The sequence below is a fragment of the Kitasatospora sp. NPDC004723 genome, from assembly GCF_040609255.1.
Lineage (GTDB): Bacteria > Actinomycetota > Actinomycetes > Streptomycetales > Streptomycetaceae > Kitasatospora.
In genome coordinates this window covers 100357-117037 of record NZ_JBEXJT010000016.1, presented here as the reverse complement: position 1 = coordinate 117037, position 16681 = coordinate 100357, and the positions used below count along the sequence as shown (strand labels likewise).

Genomic DNA, 16681 nt, shown 5'->3' with positions numbered 1-16681 from the left:
ACGAGGCGCCAGGGTTCGCCCCTGGCGCCTCGGGCATGCCCGACCCCCTTCTCCTCGGCCCGTGTTCGATATACGGTACAAAACGCTTGTTACGTACCCGGCGGATCGGCGCGACGGCGCGCCGTGTCGCCCCACCCTCCCTGGAGAGTCCGCAGTGACCGAGCCCACCGAGCCCATCAAGTACCGGAAGAACGGCCTCACCCGCGGGGTGAGCGAGGAACTCGCCGAGAACATGAAGCAGGGCTGGGCCGATACCGAGCGCCACGGTCTGGAGCCGATAGCGCAGGCCCCGTACACGGAGCGCCGGCGCGCCGCGCTGTCCGCCGCCTTTCCGGGCGAGCTGCTGGTGGTCCCCTCCGGCAACCCCAAGGTGCGGTCCAACGACGCCGACTACCCGTTCCGTCCGTCCTCCGACTACGCCTACCTGACCGGTGACCACAGCCAGGACGGCGTGCTGGTGCTGGAGCCCACCGGGGAGAGCGGCCACCGCGCCGTGGTCTACCTGCGCGGCCGGTCCCGGATCGACAACGGCGAGTTCTGGCTGGACGGCCACGGCGAGCTGTGGGACGGCCGCCGCGACAGCCTGACCGAGAGCGAGCAACTGCTCGGCCTGCCCTGCCGGGACGTGCGCACCGTCCACGCCGACCTGGGCGCGGCCACCGGTCAGGTCCGGGTGCTGCGCGGCCACGACGCGGGCGTGGAGAAGGCCCTGCGGGACAGGGTCACGGCCGAGCGGGACGCGGAGTTCGAGGTCTTCCTGTCCGGGCTGCGCCTGGTCAAGGACGCGTGGGAGATCGCCGAGATGCGCTTCGCCTGCGCGGCGACCGCCCGCGGCTTCGAGGACGTGGTGCGCGTGCTCGCCGCCGACGCCGAGACGGCCGAGCGGCTGATCGAGGGCACCTTCTTCCTCCGGGCCCGGATCGAGGGCAACGACGTCGGCTACAGCACCATCGCCGCGGCCGGTCCGCACGCCACCACCCTGCACTGGGTCCGCAACACCGGCCGGGCCCGCCCGGGCGACCTGCTGCTGCTGGACGCCGGCGTGGAGACCAACGAGCTGTACACCGCCGACGTGACCCGCACCCTGCCGGTCTCCGGCCGCTTCACCGACATCCAGCGGAAGGTCTACGACGCCGTGTACGCGGCGCAGGAGGCGGGCATCGCGGCGGTGAAGCCCGGCGCGAACTTCCGCGACTTCCACCACGCCGCCCAGCGCGAGCTCGCCGAACACCTCGCCTCCTGGGGCCTGTTCGGCGACCTCGCCGCCGACAAGGTCTACGAGCTGGGCCTGCACCGCCGCTTCACCCTGGCCGGCACCGGCCACATGCTGGGCCTCGACGTGCACGACTGCGCCCACTCCCGCACCGAGGAGCACGTCGACGGCCTGCTGAAGCCGGGCATGGTCCTCACGGTGGAGCCGGGCCTCTACTTCCAGGAGAACGACCTGACGGTGCCGCGGGAGTACCGCGGCATCGGCGTGCGGATCGAGGACGACCTCCTGGTCACCGAGGACGGCAGCGAGAACCTCTCGATCGGCCTCCCCCGCCGCTCCGACGAGGTCGAGGCCTGGCTGGCCGACCTGCGCGGCTGACGCCGGGGGAGCGGCCCTCGTCCCGGTCGCCGACGGCGACCGGGACGAGGGCCCGTCCGACCGAAGGGGGTCAGACCTCCAGGTCCGCCTCGATCCTGGTGAGCTGGTGGCGGGCCATCGCCAGGTTGGCCCGGCTCTTGTCCAGCGCCAGGTAGAGGAAGAGGCCCTTGCCGCTGTGGTTGGTGAGCGGGCGGATCAGGTGGTACTGGCTGCTGAGGGTGATGAGGATGTCCTCGATCCCGTCGGTGAGGCCCAGCATGTCCATGGTGCGCATCTTGGCCCGGACCACGTCGGTGTTCCCGGCGGCGGCCACGTTGAGGTCGAGGCCGCCGGGGCCGTCGAGGGTGGCCAGCGCCATGCCGCTGTTGTAGTCGACCAGGGCCGCGCCGATGGCGCCCTCGATCGTGGTCATGGCCTGCTTCAGCGCGCCTGCGGCGTCGGTCATGGTGGTGTCTCCAGTTGGTCGGACGAGAATCGGGGGGATTCGGTCACGGATCGGTAGCGGTTGGTAGCGGTCGGAAGTGACTGCTCGTGAATCGGAAGGGATCAGTCGGAAGCGGTCGTGTCGTTCAGCAGCTCGGCGATGCGCCGGGCGGAGCGGCGGGCCTCCAGGTGCAGGCGGCCGACGTTCGCGTCCGGGTGGGCGAGGACGGTGAGCACACAGCTGCCGCCGGCCGCGTAGATGGCGACGTAGCCGTGCTCGCCGCGGACCAGTGACTCCCGGAACTCGCCCTGGCCGGTGCTGTCGGCGAGCCGGTGGGCCAGACCGAGCGAGGCGGCGCTCATCGCCGCCAGGCCCGAGGGCTCGGCCCCGTGGGTGTCGTGGGCGATCAGCAGGCCGTCCGCACTGGCGACCAGGCCGCCCGCGAGATGCGGCACCCGTTGCCTGAGGGCGCGGAGTTCGGTCAGCAGTTCGGTCTCCAAGGCGATCAGTTGTCTCCTTCCGGCACGCTGCTTGAGCGTCCGCCTCATGGCCGTGAGGGCGGGGTCGCGGGCGGAGCGTGGTTCAAAGTCGGGCCTCCAGAAGGGTGCGGACCCGGATCAGCAGGGTGATGTCCGGGACGGTGGACGGGAGTGGGATCGGGGGCGGGCCGGTCGCGTCGCCGCCGAGGGCGGCGAGCGCCGCACCCGGCGAGCGGTGGAGCAGGCCGCCGGGGGTCCTCGGCGTCGGCACTCCGTCGGCCGCGCCGTCCGGAACCTCGCCGGCCGACTCCGTACCCGCCGACCCCGTACCCGCCGGGCCCGGGCCCGGACCGGCCCAGGTCAACAGGCCGGCCGCGGCGAGCCGACGGACGTCCGCCGTGGTCACGAACCCGGAGCGGCCGAGCAGCCGGGCCAGCTCCGCCGGGGTCCTCCGGCCGTCCGCGTGGTCGAGCAGCTCGCACTGGCGCCGGGTCGGCGGGCGGACCCGGCGGGCGTGGCGCCCGAGGGCGGCGGGGGCGGCCTGCACCGCCCGCACGGCGCTCGCGGGTGCCCGGCACAGCGGCGCGGTGTCGAACAGGGCCGAGGGCAGGATCCGGTCCAGCAGGTGCCGTCGGCGTTCGGCCTCCCGGCGCAGCCGGTGGGCGCCGACCGCGGCCACCGGGCCGAGCCAGTGCCGCACCCCCGGTGCGAAGGTCCAGGAGGCCGGCGGCGCAGGGGAGTCGAGCAGGAAGCAGGCGGCGTCGTAGAGCGCGACGAGGTGGCAGAGTTCGAGCTCACCGCGGGTCAGCCGGCCCTGTTCGACCAGGCCCTCGCCGACCCGGGCGTGCGGGCCGAACCGGTGGACCGCCTTCAGCCAGGCCGCACGGCTGAGCCGGCCGGAGGCGGTGAGCAGGGTGGCCAGGTCGGGGGCACGGTCGGATTCGGCGTGGGCGACCAGGCCGTCGACGAGGTAGACGGCGCCGCCCGGGCCGCGCAGCGCGCCGGTGGCGCGTTCCCCGGCGAGCCGTTCGACCGCCGCACCGGCCCGAAGGTCGCTCGCGACGGTGTTCGTCATCCGAGCACCAGGTCCTTGGTGAGCGCCTGGAGACGGAAGCGGGCACCGGCGAGGTTGCCCTCGGCGCGGTCGAGCCAGAGGTGCAGGACGAGCCGGCTGTCGAAGACGGTGTCGATGAAGCAGAGCAGGTGGTAGCTGTGGTCGGTGGTCAGGATGATGTCCTGCACCGGCGTCTCGCGGTCCTCCCCCGCGGTGAAGGTCGCGGCCTCAACGGCCGCCCGTACCAAGTCGGTTGCCTCGGCCGCCGTGGTGTCGTGGTCGCCGGTCGGACTGACTCCGGCACTGCCCAGGGCGAGCCCGCTGCTCCAGTCGATCAGACTCGCGGCGCGCGCCCCGGCGATCTCCATCGCCTGGGTCAGGCACTCGTCGATACCCGGCACTGGGGCTCCTTCGGAGGGTTCGGGGAGGAAACGGCACGGCGGGGCGGGGCCACCGCGTGCCGGCCGGAATGCCGCGACTGGTGGCATGTCCGACACGGAAGGGTAATGTCGGATTCGCCGCATTGAACGTGCCAGTGGCATATTCACACCATAAGGACACAATTTCAGCCATTCTCTGCCGACTCATCGGCTCCGCCGCAGGTCGGAGGGCCGGAGACGGCCGGGGGCGGGGAACGGAAGGGCAGCCCATGCAGCAGCCACAACGCGCGGTCGGCTGGCACGAGGCCACCTGGCTCAACGAGCCCGAGCACGCGGAGGCCGACGGCAGCGGTCTTGTCGTCACCGCGCGCCGACGCAGCGACTTCTGGCGCACCACCGGCTACGGGTTCGTCCGCGACGACGGGCACGCCCTGCTCAGCGGATTTCCGCAGGGCGGCGCGACCGAGGTGACCTTCGTCGCGGACTTCGACACGCTGTACGACCAGGCCGGTCTGATGATCCGCGTCGACGCCGGGACGTGGATCAAGGCCGGGGTCGAGATGAACGACGGCGTCCCGCACGTGGGGGCGGTCGTCACCCGGGGTGTCTCGGACTGGTCGCTGGCCCCGGTTCCCGACTGGCAGGGGCAGGAGGTGACCGTGCGCGCCAGCCGCAGCGGGGACGCGGTGACGATCCGCGCCCGCTCCGGGAGCGGCCCCTGGCACCTGGTCCGGTTGGCACCGCTGGCCCCGGACGCCCCCGCGACGGCAGGCCCCTTCTGCTGCTCACCCGAGCGGGACGGCCTGCGCGTCCGCTTCACCCGGTTCACCCAGGGGCCTGCCGACTCCGCCCTGCACCAGCCGGCGGACTCCTGAACGAGCGCCCGCCCGACGCCCGCCCACGGGCCCGGCGACAACCCGTCAGCCGTCCGCCTGGTCGGACCCCGCGAGGCAGTGGCTCCTGACGGCGTCGATGGTGGAGGCGATGAGCCGGGACTGGGCGAGGGGGACGAGGTAGCCCGGGCGTCCCGTGACGGCCTTCTCCACGGCCTGGACCATGAAGCGGTACGGGTCGAGGGCCGGGTAGGTACGGGACGTCCGGCCGGCGCCGGTCAGCACGGCGGGGGCCGTGGCCGCACAGAAGGCCGGTGCCGACAGCCCGAGTTCGCCGGTCGCTCCGGTGACGGTGAACTCCTCGGCGTGGGAACCGTTCAGCGAGCAGTGGATCTCGGCGACACCGCCGCCGGGGAACTCCAGCAGGCATGACGACTCGCGGTCCGCCGAGCCGATGTCCCAGCGGTCCTGCTTCGCCCACACCACCTTGGGAGCCAGCCAGCCGAAGGCGGCCAGGGCGGCGGACACGGCGTAGTAGCCGACGTCCAGGAGGGCGCCGCCGCCCAGGGCGGGGTCGCGACGGTAGTTCCCCGGGGGCGGCGCCAGACCGTCGAACCGCGCCGTGACGCCGGTGACGGTGCCGATCGCGCCGTTCGCGATCATGGACTCCAGGTCGCGGGTCCGCGGGTGCCAGCGGTTCCAGGCCGCCTCCACGAGCAGCCGGCCGGTGTCGGCGGCGGCGCGGATCATGGTGTCGACCTCGGTGGCGGACAGCCCCAGGGGCTTCTCGCAGATGACGTGTTTGCCGGCGCGCAGGGCCGCCTCCGTCCAGTGGCAGTGGGCGCTGTTGTGGAGGGCGATGTAGACGACGTCCACCTCGGAGTCCCGGAGCAGCGCCTCGTAGGAGGAGTAGGCCTTGCGCGGGGCCAGCGCGCGGGCCCGTTCGGAGCTGCTGGACGCCACGGAGTGCAGGGTGGCGCCGGGGTCGGCGTGCACCGCCGGTGCGAGGCTGGAGTGGGCGATCGAACCCGCGCCGAGGAAACCCCAGTTGGTCATGTCGACTCCTTCGTCCGCGGCCGTCCGGGGACCGTGGTCGGCAGTCCGAGGGTGTCCAACTGCCGTTCCCGGCACTGCCGCAGGAGTTCGGGGGCGAGCATGGACGTCTTCATCGACGGGCCTGCGCCGTACTCCAGGAACACCCGCCGCACATCGCCCGCGTCGCTCAGGGCGACCCGGTCGGTGATCAACGGCCGGGCGTCCACGAGACCGGTCCTGAGCATGCGCAACGCGACGTTCATGACGTTGGCGGACCGGGACATGGAGAACAGGCGGACGTCGAACGGGGTGGAGCGCAGGTGCAGACCCTTGGCGAGGATCAGCCAGGTGCTGATGCGCTGCGGGACGGAGGTCGCGCCGAAGATGACGTACGTCCCGCCCGGGCGGAGCAGTCCCATGGCCAGTTCGCGGATGTCCTTGCCGGTCGTCGTCGCCGAGGAGTCGATGTGCGGCAACGCGTCGAAGACGTAGTCCGCGTACTGGTCGTGGTGCTCATGGACGAACGCGTCGAGCTCGGCCGCCTGGGTGTCGGTGTTGAAGGCGGACGACGCGCCGTGCACCAGCGCGGTGGCCAGCCGCGGGTCGCTGCGGTCCAGCACCGTCACCGAGCCGGCCCCCAGGTACGCGTTCAGGACCTGGACGGCCAGCAGCGCGCTCGGGCCGCAGCCCAGGACCACGCAGACGTCACCGGGACGGCAGGGATTGAGCAGGATGGAGCGGAGCACGGAGGTCAGGGGCTCGACCACGGAGGCCAGGTCGGTGGGGACGTCGGCCGGTATGGCGACGACCGCGGCCTGGGCGGCGTCGTAGAAGTTGCGCTGGGTGTACCAGGCGGTCTCCAGCTCGGGCCGGCCCGCGAAGAGCGGCCGGAGCAGCCGGTACTCGGCCATCCCGTCGAAGTCGGTCTGTCCCCAGTAGGCGATGCGGTCACCGGTCCGCACGTCGCCCGCGAGCCGGCGCCCCACGTCGACGACCCGGCCGACGTACTCGTGGCCCGGAACGATGGGCCACGATTCCGGGGTGATGTGGCCGCGGAAGTACGAGACGTCGGTGGAGCAGATCGAGACGGCCTCGGTGTGCAGCACGATCTCGTCGGGCCCGCAGACCGGGTCGGGCACGGCCGTGCGGGAGAGTTCGCCGGGGGCGTTCATCAGATAGGCGAACACGGCAGCCCTCCAAATGGTGGGTGGGTTCGTGAGCGGCGACGTCAGGACCGGGGCGGGCCTCGGCGCGGACGCGGGTTTCCCGGGTGCCGGAAACCGGGTGCGGTGACTTCGGCGGAATCGGGAATCGCTGCCGATGCTTCCAGCCGGGTCGGCGAAGGGCGCGCCGGACTGTCCGAACGGGTGAATTCCGAACGAAGCGGTTTGAGTCGAGGCGGGGTCGTTTCCGCTGGTGGCGGCCGTCGGCACTTGTTACGTTGGAAACGAGGTGCCCCGTGAGGCCCGACCGGCCACATGATCGAGCCGCGCGCCGATGCCCGATGAATATCCGCTGCGCACACATCCGGGACAGTCCTGTGGACCACACCGATGTCGACGTTCACGACGTCGCGAAGATGATCGATCACTCGCTGCTGCGGCCCGAGCTGACCACCCGAGATCTGCTCGAAGGCTGCGCACTCGCCGCCCGCTACGACGTGGCCTCGGTCTGTGTGAAGCCGGTCGACGTGGCCAGGGCCGCCAAGGAGCTCTCCGACACCGGAGTGCTCGTCGGCACCGTCGTCGGCTTCCCGCACGGCGCCTCGCTCACCGCCGTCAAGGTGGCCGAAGCCCGGGCGGCACTGGCGGACGGCGCCCATGAACTCGACATGGTGCTCTGCATCGGGCGCCTGCGCGGTGGCGAGGACGACACCGTGGCCGAGGACATCCACGCCGTCGTCCAGGCTGCCCGGGAGGCCCGGGCCCTGGTGAAGGTGATCTTCGAGAACGCCTATCTCACCACCGACGAGAAGATCCGGGCCTGCCGGCTGAGCGGCCAGGCCGGCGCCGACTACGTGAAGACGTCCACCGGCTTCGCCCCGTCCGGCGCGACGGTGGAGGACATCCGGCTCATGCGGGCCAACGTGCCACCCCGGATGAAGGTCAAGGCCGCCGGCGGCGTGCGCACCCTCGACCTGCTGCTGGAGATGGTCGAGGCCGGAGCCTCGCGCTTCGGCGCCACCGCCACGGCCGCCATCCTCGACGACCTGGCCGCCCGCCGCGCCGCCGCGCCCTGACCGCGCGGACCCGCCGCTGAACGGGCCGGTGCCTCACCGCGGCCGGCCGGCCTCCGACGGCTTCACCCGGACAGGCGCTTGTGCGGCACGGCGGGCCGCCGGTGCAATGGTGGTCACCACATGTGATCGGTCCAGCACTCTGCGAGGGCGTCGATGAACCCATGCACGCCCCCGTGCAGGTGCGGGCGTCCGGGTGGCCGGCTGTGCGAACGCACGGTGCCGCACTCCAGCTCGCCCAGCGTTCACGCGGGTGATGCGGTGACGCGAGGGAAGTCCGGCGCGTTCGACACCGGTTCCGCCGGACTGATCGTCCGCAGGACCGGGGGAGCGGGCCGCTATGTCCTCACCTGCGGCCACGTACTCGGCCTGGCTCCGGCCGATGCGGCGCCGCCGGATGTCAAGGTGGTGTACTCGCCCGAGTTGAGCACCTGCTGCGGCTTCGAATGCAGCAACCCGATCGGGAACGTCGTGGGCGGCACGCTGCTGCAGTTCGTGTCCAAGGCGATCCCGAACAAGATCACGATCGGCCAGGTCGACTTCGCGGTGGACGCCGCGCTGGTCGAGCTGGGCAGCGACGCCGCGGCGTCGAACGACGTGCCGAAGATCGGGAAGATCTCCGGTGTCCGTGACCTCGTCTCCGAGTGGTCGCTCTCCGCCGCCCAACCGACCGACGGACCCCTGCCGGCGGCACGCCAGATCGCGGTGCGGAAGTACGGCGCGAAGACCGGCCTCACCGCGGGCACGATCGCCGCTCTGCGGAAGGTGCCGATCAAGGAGAAGGTCGGCGATACCGTGGTCGACGGACAGGCCTGGCTGTTCGAGGTCCAGGTGGCGGCGTCCGCGGCTCAGTCGGTCCATGAGTACAAGCTGGACATGAATCGGTACAAGACCGACGACCCCACCAGTACCCCGTCCTCCATCGCGGCGGATCTCAGCGGTCCGGGAGTGGACGTCAAGCCCGGGGGGTCCACCGACACGCCCACGGTTGTCGTCAAGAGCGCACAGTTCTCCGAGCCGGGCGACTCGGGCGCGCCGATCGTCGACAGCGACGGCAAGGTCGTCGGCCTTCTCACCAGCGGAGTCACCAAGCAGATCTATGTGGTGGGGCAGTCCCAGCCGGTGGACATCCTGACCGGCCAGTCCCACGGCCTCTTCATCGACCCGGTGTTCAGGCTCCGGCAGGTGGAACTGCTCCCGGCCGCGCTGAGCTCCGCGGGCCGCCCGGTCGCCGCACCCGGCACGGCCATCACCCGCGCACGGCCGGTGGACTGGTCGGCCGTCCGCAGCGCCTGGGCGGTGGTGGAGGGCAGCGAACTCGGGGCCCGGCTGGGAGCGCTGGTCCGCCGGCACATGCACGAGGTGCGTCACCTGGTGCACCACAACCGCCGGGTGATGGTGACCTGGCACCGCTGCAAGGGGCCCGCCTTCGTCAACCACGCGCTGAACACCGCCGACCGGCCGCGGTGGCCGTTGCCCACGGCCATCGACGGCGTCAGTCCGCTACAGGCGCTGCTCGCGATGAGGGACGTGCTCGTGGCCGAGGGCAGCGCGTCCCTGCGTGCCGACATCGCCGCACACCAGGACCGGGTGCTCGACCTCGCCGGACGTACCACGTCCCTCCTCGACCTCCTGGAGCTCGCGGACTCCACGCCTCCGGCGGCGGTACGGATCGTGAACTCCCGCGGGGTGCCGGGCGTCGCGGGTGTCCTGGTCCGCGACAGCCGGGGCGTCACGTACCTCCTGGCGAGCCATCACGTCGTCTTCGGGGCCGGAGCGGAGGAGGGCGACATCGTGTGGGCCCTGCCGCTCGCGGCCGATCCCGTCGAGCCGGCCCCGCTCGGGCGCGCCCGGCGCGGGCACCTGGGGCTGGTGGAGTTCGCCGGAGAGGCCTGCTACGTGGACGGTGCGCTCATCGAACTGGACGACGCGCCGAACCGGCCCGCGTGGCTGCGCGACGCTCTCGCGGGCGCGTGGCCCACCGCGGCCGGGCGGGCCGAACCCGGCGCCGCGGTGCACAAGAGGGGCGCGGCCACGGGCCTCACACAGGGCACGGTGCTCGATGTCGCCTACCCGGACCGCCCCTTCATCGACGGGCGGGAATGGACCGCGCCGGGACAGCTGCTGGTCGCCTCCCGTGATCCGAGCCGGGCCTTCTCGGCACCGGGCGACTCGGGCGCCCCGCTCCTGGACGACCGGGGGCGCGTCCTCGGCCTGCTGTGGGGCGCCACGGCCGCCGGTGACGGCGTCGCCTGCCCGGCGGAGCCCTTGCTGAACCGACTCGGCGTCGATCCCGTGGGGGCGCTGCCACCCGGCGGTGCCGCCCAGGACGCACCACGACGGGAGGAGCCGGTATGACATCCGCCACCGCGACCGACTGGCGACAGCTGCTGCCCGAGGTCAGAGAGGCCCTGAGCACGTTCCCCGAGGTGGAGGGCGTGGGTCTCGGCGTGGCGGATACCGACAGCACCGCGCTCGTCTGGCGCGTCTACGTGCGAGACGACCAGGACGCAGCCCGCGACGGAGTGCCGACGACGTTGCTCGGTCTGCCCGTGCACGTCGTGACCGCCCGCGCGAGTGTCCGGACCGCCGACTCGCCCTTCGTCACGGCTGGCGCGAGCATCGAGACCAATCACAACGAGGGCGAGGGCACCCTCGGCTGCTTCGCGCGGGACAGCAGCGGCAAGGCCGTCCTGCTGACCTGCTCCCACGTCCTGTTCCCGGGCTTCAGGATCATCGACGACCTCGCCGTCTACACGCCCAAGTACAGCAAGTGCTGTTCCAACGGTGTGCGGATCGGCACACCCGTCTACGACCGGAGCGTCAAGGCCCAGCCCGCGGAGGGCAACGAATGGGTGGGCGGCTACCACGATGGCACGTGGACCGGCGGCTTCAACTGGATTCCGGCGAAGGTCCGGGTCATGGGAACCGCGGTGAACGGCCATGCCAGCGAGTTCGACTGTGCGACGGCGAGGCTTGACCCCGGCGTGAAGTTCCACAACGCCTGGCAGGTCAACCTCGGCGGCTCGACGACCACCATTCCTCTCAGGGGCGCTGTCACCGACGGGCACGGCATCGTCCCGGGGCCGCTAACAGGTACGTTGCCGAGCGACCAGCAGTACGTGCGGATCTACAACGCCGTCAACGGCCGGCTGAAGTTCGGCACGATGCTCAGCCACCCGGCCACGCAGGACGACCCCGACCCGCTCGTCTTCACGGTCGGGATCTCCGACGCCAGGGACCACGGGGCGGGCTCGAAGGCGAACGTGAACCAGTTCCTGATCCTGCCCAGGCCGAGCCCCGTTCCTGGCCAGTCGTTGAACGACGGCTATCACAATGGCGAGGAGCTGACCTTCGAAGGCGGCGACTCGGGCAGCATGGTGATCAACCAGGACAACATGATCATCGCGATGATCATCCGCGCCGGCCCGATCGACGAGTTCTTCAAACTCGACCGCAGCGCCATCGAGTTCTCCAGCATCGGCAACATCGCGATCGCCACCCCCATCGCCAAGGTTCTCAACTTCCTCCAGGTGTCGATCCCCGCGGTCGACAAGGGCTGGTCGGACACGGTCGCCAGCGCCGGAAGTCCGTCACCCCTCCTGCTGCGGGGGCCCGCGACCGCCGCCGAACTGGCCCGGCGACGCACCGCGGAGGAGCTGCGCGGGCAACTGCGCACCAGCGTGCTCGGCCGGCTCCTGCTGGGCAAGATCCCGCAGCACCAGAAGGAGGTGCGACGGCTGCTGACCTCGGTACGCCAGGTGGCCGCGGTCTGGCACGCCCTGCAGGGACCCGCCTTCTACCACCACTGCGTGCGGGGCGCCGAGCATCCCGGACACCCCGTCCCCGACCGCATCAACGGCGTCAGCCGTGCCCAACTGGTCGACGGCATGCTGCCGTTGCTCATCCAGTACGCCACCCCGCCGCTCCGCCGGGACCTGGAACGCTACGGGCGGCCGGTGATCGGGGCGCTGCTGTCGGTGGACACCCTGCACGACGTGCCCGCGGCGCTCGCCCGACCGGGAGGCCGGTCATGACCGGCCGGCGCGGCACGCTGGAGATCCTGGTCGGCCAGCTCGGCACGCTGCTGTCCCCGCTGACCGGCCTGAGCCAGCAGGGCGCCCAGGAGTTCTTCGCCGACGTCGGCCTGCCGCTGACCGACGCGCAGGCGGCCGCCCTCGCGCCGACCCTGGGCACCACCACCGGCGCCGTCGGATTCCTGGGCGAGCTGCTCGACACCCTGCAAGGCGCCATCGCCGCGGAGAAGTGGGGCGACGTCCTGCAGCAGCTCGTCCAGATCGGCGGGCAGATCAACACGATCGTCTCCGGATTCGACGGGCTCAAGTCCGCGCTGGCCGCGCTGAACCTGCCGGGCGCCGACCAGATCCTCCCGAACCTGCCGGAGCGGCTGTTCAACCTGCTGCTCGTCAAGCACTTGGAGGGCGGCCAGGGTGTCAACGACCTCCTCGAATTCTCCGGTGTCCTGGTACGCACGGATCACAACACCGGTCTGTTCGATCCGCAGAAGCCGTTCTTCACCGAGAACACCCTGCACCTGGAACGTCTCGGGGGCTGGCTGCAGAACCCCCTGGCGCAGCTGGGCGCGCTGTACGACTGGGGCACGCCGGGCTTCGACGGTCTGAAGATCCTCACCGTGCTCGACCGGCTGGCCGCTCATGCCGGGCTGCCCTCGCTCCTGGACACCACCACCACGCCGCCGGCCCTCGACCTGGTGTTCGCGGTCCTCGTGCCGCGCACCGACGTCCAGCCGCACGGCATCGCCCTCGCACTGCCGGCGGGCCTGGCCAAGGGCACGCTGGAGCAGTCCGGCGGGGCCTGGACGCTCACCGTGAGCCTGGACGCGGACGTGCCGGCGGGAACCACCCTCGTCCTGCGGCCCGGCGCCTCCGCGGTCGAGCCCCCACCGGGTGCGACCGTCGCGGCGACGGCGGAGGTCGTCCACAGCTACCGCCGCGACCCGGACGACCCGCTGCTGCTGCTGTCGCTCCCCGGCGGCAGCAGGGTGTCGGTCGAACAGGTCGACTCCACCGTGCGGCTGCGGGCCCGGCCGGACGGCAGCCTCGACATCGGCCTCGGCCTCCAGCTCCAGCGGGGCAAGGTCCTCATCACCCTCGGCGACGACAGCGACGGGTTCCTCGCGACCCTGCTGAAGGACGTGCGCATCGAGAGCACCTTCGAGCTGGGCGCCCGGTTCACGGTGGCCGACGGCCTGCGCTTCGAGGGCAGCGGCGGCCTGGAGGTGCAACTGGCCTCCCACGTCGGGCTGGGCGCCCTCGACCTCAGCGCGCTCACGCTGACCGTGGGCATCAAGGACGGCACCTTCGCCCTCGGCCTGTCCGCCGACGTGAAGGGGAGCCTCGGTCCCGTCTCGGCCGTCGTCCAGGGCCTGGGCACCGACATCCCGGTGGTCCTCGCCCCGCTCGGCAAGGGCAATCTGGGGCCGGTCGACATCCGCCCGGACTTCCGGCCCCCGACGGGCGTCGGCCTCGCTCTCGACCTCCAGTTCGTCAGCGGCGGCGGCTTCCTGGGCTACGACGCGGACCGCCACGAGTACGCCGGGACGCTGGCCCTGCGCCTGGCCGGGTTCATCGACGTCAAGGCGATCGGACTCCTCTCGACCCGGATGCCCGACGGAACTCCGGGCTTCTCCCTGCTGCTGGTGCTGACGGCCGAGTTCGGCGGCATCGGCCTGCAACTGGGGTACGGGTTCACCCTGCTCGCGGTCGGCGGGCTGCTCGGCCTGAACCGGGCGATGAACCTGACCGCGCTGACGGAAGGCGTCCGCACCGGCGCCATCGAGTCGGTGATGTTCCCCAAGGACGTGGTGGCCAACGCGCCGCGCATCCTCAGCGACCTGCGGGCCTTCTTCCCCCCTCGGGAGGGGACGTTCCTGGTCGGGCCGATGGCGAAGATCGGCTGGGGCACCCCCACCCTGATCAGCGTCTCCGTCGGCGTCATCGTCGAGATCCCCGGGAACATCGCCATCGTCGGCGTCCTGCGCTGCAGCCTGCCCGCCGAGGACCTGCCCCTCATGGTCCTCCAGGTCAACTTCGTCGGAGCGATCGAGTTCGACAAGCAACGGCTGTGGTTCTACGCCCAGCTGTTCGAATCGCGCGTCCTGATCATGACCATCGAGGGCGGGATGGGCCTGCTCATCGGCTGGGGCGGGGGAGACTTCGTCCTGTCCGTCGGCGGCTTCCACCCGTCGTTCCGGCCGCCCCCGCTGCCCTTCCCGGTCCCGCCGCGCATCGCGGTCGACATCATCCACACACCCACCGCCCTCATCCGGGTCAGCGGCTACTTCGCGGTCACCAGCAACAGCGTGCAGTTCGGCGCCCAGGCGGAACTCGTCCTGGGCTTCGACGACTTCGGCCTCCAAGGGCACCTCGCCTTCGACGCCCTGTTCCGGTTCTCCCCGTTCGCCTTCACCATCGACATCGCGGCCGACCTCACGCTGAAGGCCTTCGGCGTCGGCGTCTTCGGCGTCCACCTCCGGTTCCAGCTGGAGGGCCCGGCGCCCTGGCGGGCCCACGGCCGTGGATCGATCTCGCTGCTCTTCTTCGAGATCTCCGCGAACTTCGACCTGACCTGGGGCGACAGCCACAACCCCACGCTCCCTCCGGTCGACGCCCTCGCCCTGCTCGGCGACGAGATCGGCAAGGTGGAGGGCTGGCGGACCGAGCTGCCCACCGGCGGAAGCCAGGCACTGGTCAACCTGCGCACCCTGCCCGCCACGGACGGCCTGGTCCTGCACCCGCTCGGCACGCTGTTCATCCGGCAGCGCGTGATCCCGCTGCACGTGCGCGTGGACCGGGTCGGAGCCCAGCGGCCGCTCGCCGGACACCGCTTCGGCGTCGCACCGGCCCCGGACAGCGGTCTGACACAGGCCTCGACCACCACCGACCGTTTCGCCATGGCCCAGTTCCAGGACATGGACGACGCGGCGAAGCTGAGCCGCCCCGCCTACGAGGACCAGGACGCCGGGCTGGAGCTGACTCCCCTCCAGGGGACGCTCGCCTCCGCCCGCGCCGCACGACGCAGCGCCCGCTACGAGATGATCGTGATCGACCGCAGGCGCCGCCCCGCGACCCTCCGGGCCGAGGGCAGGACACGCATCCCGGACCCGCCCGCGCCGGCGGCGGCCAAGCGGCTGTACGCGGTCAGCCCGGCCGTGTTCCAGCAGCTCCTCGGCGGCAGCAGCACCGGCCGCTCCGCGCTCTCCCAGCACGAGGCCACGCTGCGCCAGCCGTTCGCCGACGACGTCCTCCGGGTGACCGGGCAGCGCTACGCCGTCGCGTACCGGCGCAACAACCGGACGGCGTTCTCGCCCGGCGCGCCTGCCTTCGCCGCCGCCCCGGCCGGATTCCTCAGCCAGGCCGCCGCGACCGACGCGCTCGCCGCGATGGAGGACGCCGACCCGCGCCGGCAGGGCACCCTGCACGTCATCCCCCAGTCGGAGACGGTGGGCACTCCGGCCACCCCGGGCGGATGGACCGGCGCGGCGAACATCCCGACGGCCCTCGCGGCCGACACGGGCACGGACACCGCCGTCCTGCTGGCGACGGGCCGGGTCCTGCTGGCCGGCGGCACGGACGAGACCGGGGGAGCACGGACCGACAGCCTCCTGTTCGACCCGGTCGGCGGCACCTGGACCCAGGCGGACCGGCTGCGCACCGGCCGCCGCGGGCACGGCCTGGTCAGGCTGGGCAGCGGCGGCGTCCTGGCCGTCGGCGGGCTCGGCACGGACGGCGCGGCATTGAAGTCCGCCGAGGGCTACGACCCCGTCGCCGGGACCTGGTCGACGCTCCCCGGGGCCATGAACACCGCTCGGTACGGGCACTCCGTCACGGCCCTCGCCTCCGGGCACGTCCTGGCCGCGGGCGGCACCGGTGCCCGTGGAGCGGAGCCCGTCGCCCTGGCCTCCGCCGAGCTGTTCGACCCCACCACCGGCACCTGGAGCGCCGCCGGGCCGATGACGGACGCCCGCACCGGGCACCGGGCGGTGGCACTGAGGAACGGCTCCGTCCTGGTCGTCGGGGGCACGGTGTCCACCGGCCGCGGCCCCGCGCCCCTCGCCTACTGCGAGCTGTACGATCCCGGCGCCGGCACCTGGAAGCCCACGGGCGGCCTCACCACCGCACGCGTCGGCCACCAGGCGACCCTCCTGCCCGACGGCCGGGTCCTCGTCACCGGCGGTGACACCCCCACCGGCCGTCCCCGCGGCGGATACCGCGCCGGCAGCGTGGCCACCGCCGAGCTCTACGACCCCACCACCGGCCAGTGGACCCCCGTCTCTCCCATGCCCGGCGGGCGCAGCCGGCACCGGGCCGTGCTGCTGTCCACCGGCAAGGTCCTCGTCCTCGGCGGGACCGGCGCACCGGGCGACCACGCGGGATTCCGCGGCACCGTCACCTACGACCCCGCCGCGGACACCTGGTCCCCGACCGGCGGACTGGCCACCGGGCGCTGGGACTTCACCGCCCTGGCGCTCTCCGACGGACGGGTCCTCACCACCGGTGGCCGTGTCCTCGCCGGCCCGGCGGCTCCCGGAGGCACGGATGTCCTCACGGACACCGCCGAGATCTTCACCCCGTGAACGCATCGACCGGAACGCATCGACCGGAACGC

The 16681-nt window shown here is 72.3% G+C and carries 12 protein-coding genes; 6 read left to right on the top strand and 6 right to left on the bottom strand.

Features of this window, described 5'->3' with window-relative positions; translation table 11 throughout:
• Positions 1–154: 154 nt before the first annotated feature.
• Positions 155–1591, top strand: coding sequence for an aminopeptidase P family protein (locus ABZW10_RS18260; RefSeq protein ID WP_355366305.1), 1437 nt, complete (start codon positions 155–157; stop codon positions 1589–1591).
• 70 nt (positions 1592–1661) lie between these two features.
• On the opposite strand, the gene ABZW10_RS18255 is transcribed toward ABZW10_RS18260, so the two are convergent.
• The 4 genes from ABZW10_RS18255 to ABZW10_RS18240 form a co-directional block, all read right to left on the bottom strand.
• A complete protein-coding gene (locus tag ABZW10_RS18255) occupies positions 1662–2036 on the bottom strand; it encodes a hypothetical protein (RefSeq protein ID WP_355366302.1) in 375 nt (124 codons plus the stop codon).
• Between the two features lie 101 nt (positions 2037–2137).
• Entirely contained in the window at positions 2138–2515 is a 378-nt protein-coding gene (locus ABZW10_RS18250; protein ID WP_355366299.1) for a roadblock/LC7 domain-containing protein, read from the bottom strand.
• Between the two features lie 82 nt (positions 2516–2597).
• Positions 2598–3569, bottom strand: a complete 972-nt coding sequence (locus ABZW10_RS18245; RefSeq protein WP_355366296.1) for a hypothetical protein — start codon at positions 3567–3569, stop codon at positions 2598–2600.
• Positions 3566–3949 (bottom strand): hypothetical protein, encoded by a 384-nt coding sequence (locus tag ABZW10_RS18240; RefSeq protein WP_355366294.1) that lies wholly within the window; start codon positions 3947–3949, stop codon positions 3566–3568. The genes ABZW10_RS18245 and ABZW10_RS18240 overlap by 4 nt, the downstream gene beginning before the upstream one ends.
• 248 nt (positions 3950–4197) lie before the next feature.
• Here ABZW10_RS18240 and ABZW10_RS18235 point away from each other — a divergent pair, with 248 nt between their 5' ends.
• Positions 4198–4803: a DUF1349 domain-containing protein gene (locus ABZW10_RS18235; protein WP_355366291.1), complete on the top strand. Its 606-nt coding sequence runs from the start codon at positions 4198–4200 to the stop codon at positions 4801–4803.
• A gap of 45 nt (positions 4804–4848) precedes the next feature.
• Here the strand turns inward: ABZW10_RS18235 and ABZW10_RS18230 are convergent, their stop codons facing one another.
• The gene (locus ABZW10_RS18230; protein WP_355366288.1) at positions 4849–5817 is read right to left on the bottom strand and encodes a Gfo/Idh/MocA family oxidoreductase; all 969 of its coding nucleotides are present in this window, start codon (positions 5815–5817) and stop codon (positions 4849–4851) included.
• Positions 5814–6983 (bottom strand): alcohol dehydrogenase catalytic domain-containing protein, encoded by a 1170-nt coding sequence (locus ABZW10_RS18225; protein ID WP_355366285.1) that lies wholly within the window; start codon positions 6981–6983, stop codon positions 5814–5816. Before ABZW10_RS18225 ends, ABZW10_RS18230 begins: the two co-directional genes overlap by 4 nt.
• A gap of 353 nt (positions 6984–7336) precedes the next feature.
• On the opposite strand from ABZW10_RS18225, the gene deoC reads away from it, so the two are divergent.
• The 4 genes from deoC (at position 7337) to ABZW10_RS18205 (ending at position 16649) form a co-directional block, all read left to right on the top strand.
• On the top strand, positions 7337–8035 hold the full coding sequence (gene deoC, locus ABZW10_RS18220) for a deoxyribose-phosphate aldolase (protein ID WP_355366282.1): 699 nt from the start codon (positions 7337–7339) through the stop codon (positions 8033–8035).
• Between the two features lie 258 nt (positions 8036–8293).
• Positions 8294–10390 carry a hypothetical protein gene (locus ABZW10_RS18215; protein WP_355366279.1) on the top strand — a complete coding sequence of 699 codons (2097 nt, stop codon included), beginning with the start codon at positions 8294–8296 and terminating at the stop codon, positions 10388–10390.
• Positions 10387–12069: a hypothetical protein gene (locus ABZW10_RS18210; RefSeq protein WP_355366276.1), complete on the top strand. Its 1683-nt coding sequence runs from the start codon at positions 10387–10389 to the stop codon at positions 12067–12069. The genes ABZW10_RS18215 and ABZW10_RS18210 overlap by 4 nt, the downstream gene beginning before the upstream one ends.
• A complete protein-coding gene (locus ABZW10_RS18205) occupies positions 12066–16649 on the top strand; it encodes a DUF6603 domain-containing protein (protein ID WP_355366273.1) in 4584 nt (1527 codons plus the stop codon). Before ABZW10_RS18210 ends, ABZW10_RS18205 begins: the two co-directional genes overlap by 4 nt.
• Positions 16650–16681 lie beyond the last annotated feature (32 nt).

Coding starts and splice junctions, on each gene's coding strand:
- ABZW10_RS18255 (WP_355366302.1), bottom strand. CDS start 2,036: ATGACCGACGCCGCAGGCGCGCTGAAGCAGGCCATGACCACGATCGAG.
- ABZW10_RS18230 (WP_355366288.1), bottom strand. CDS start 5,817: ATGACCAACTGGGGTTTCCTCGGCGCGGGTTCGATCGCCCACTCCAGC.
- ABZW10_RS18235 (WP_355366291.1), top strand. CDS start 4,198: ATGCAGCAGCCACAACGCGCGGTCGGCTGGCACGAGGCCACCTGGCTC.
- ABZW10_RS18245 (WP_355366296.1), bottom strand. CDS start 3,569: ATGACGAACACCGTCGCGAGCGACCTTCGGGCCGGTGCGGCGGTCGAA.
- ABZW10_RS18210 (WP_355366276.1), top strand. CDS start 10,387: ATGACATCCGCCACCGCGACCGACTGGCGACAGCTGCTGCCCGAGGTC.
- ABZW10_RS18205 (WP_355366273.1), top strand. CDS start 12,066: ATGACCGGCCGGCGCGGCACGCTGGAGATCCTGGTCGGCCAGCTCGGC.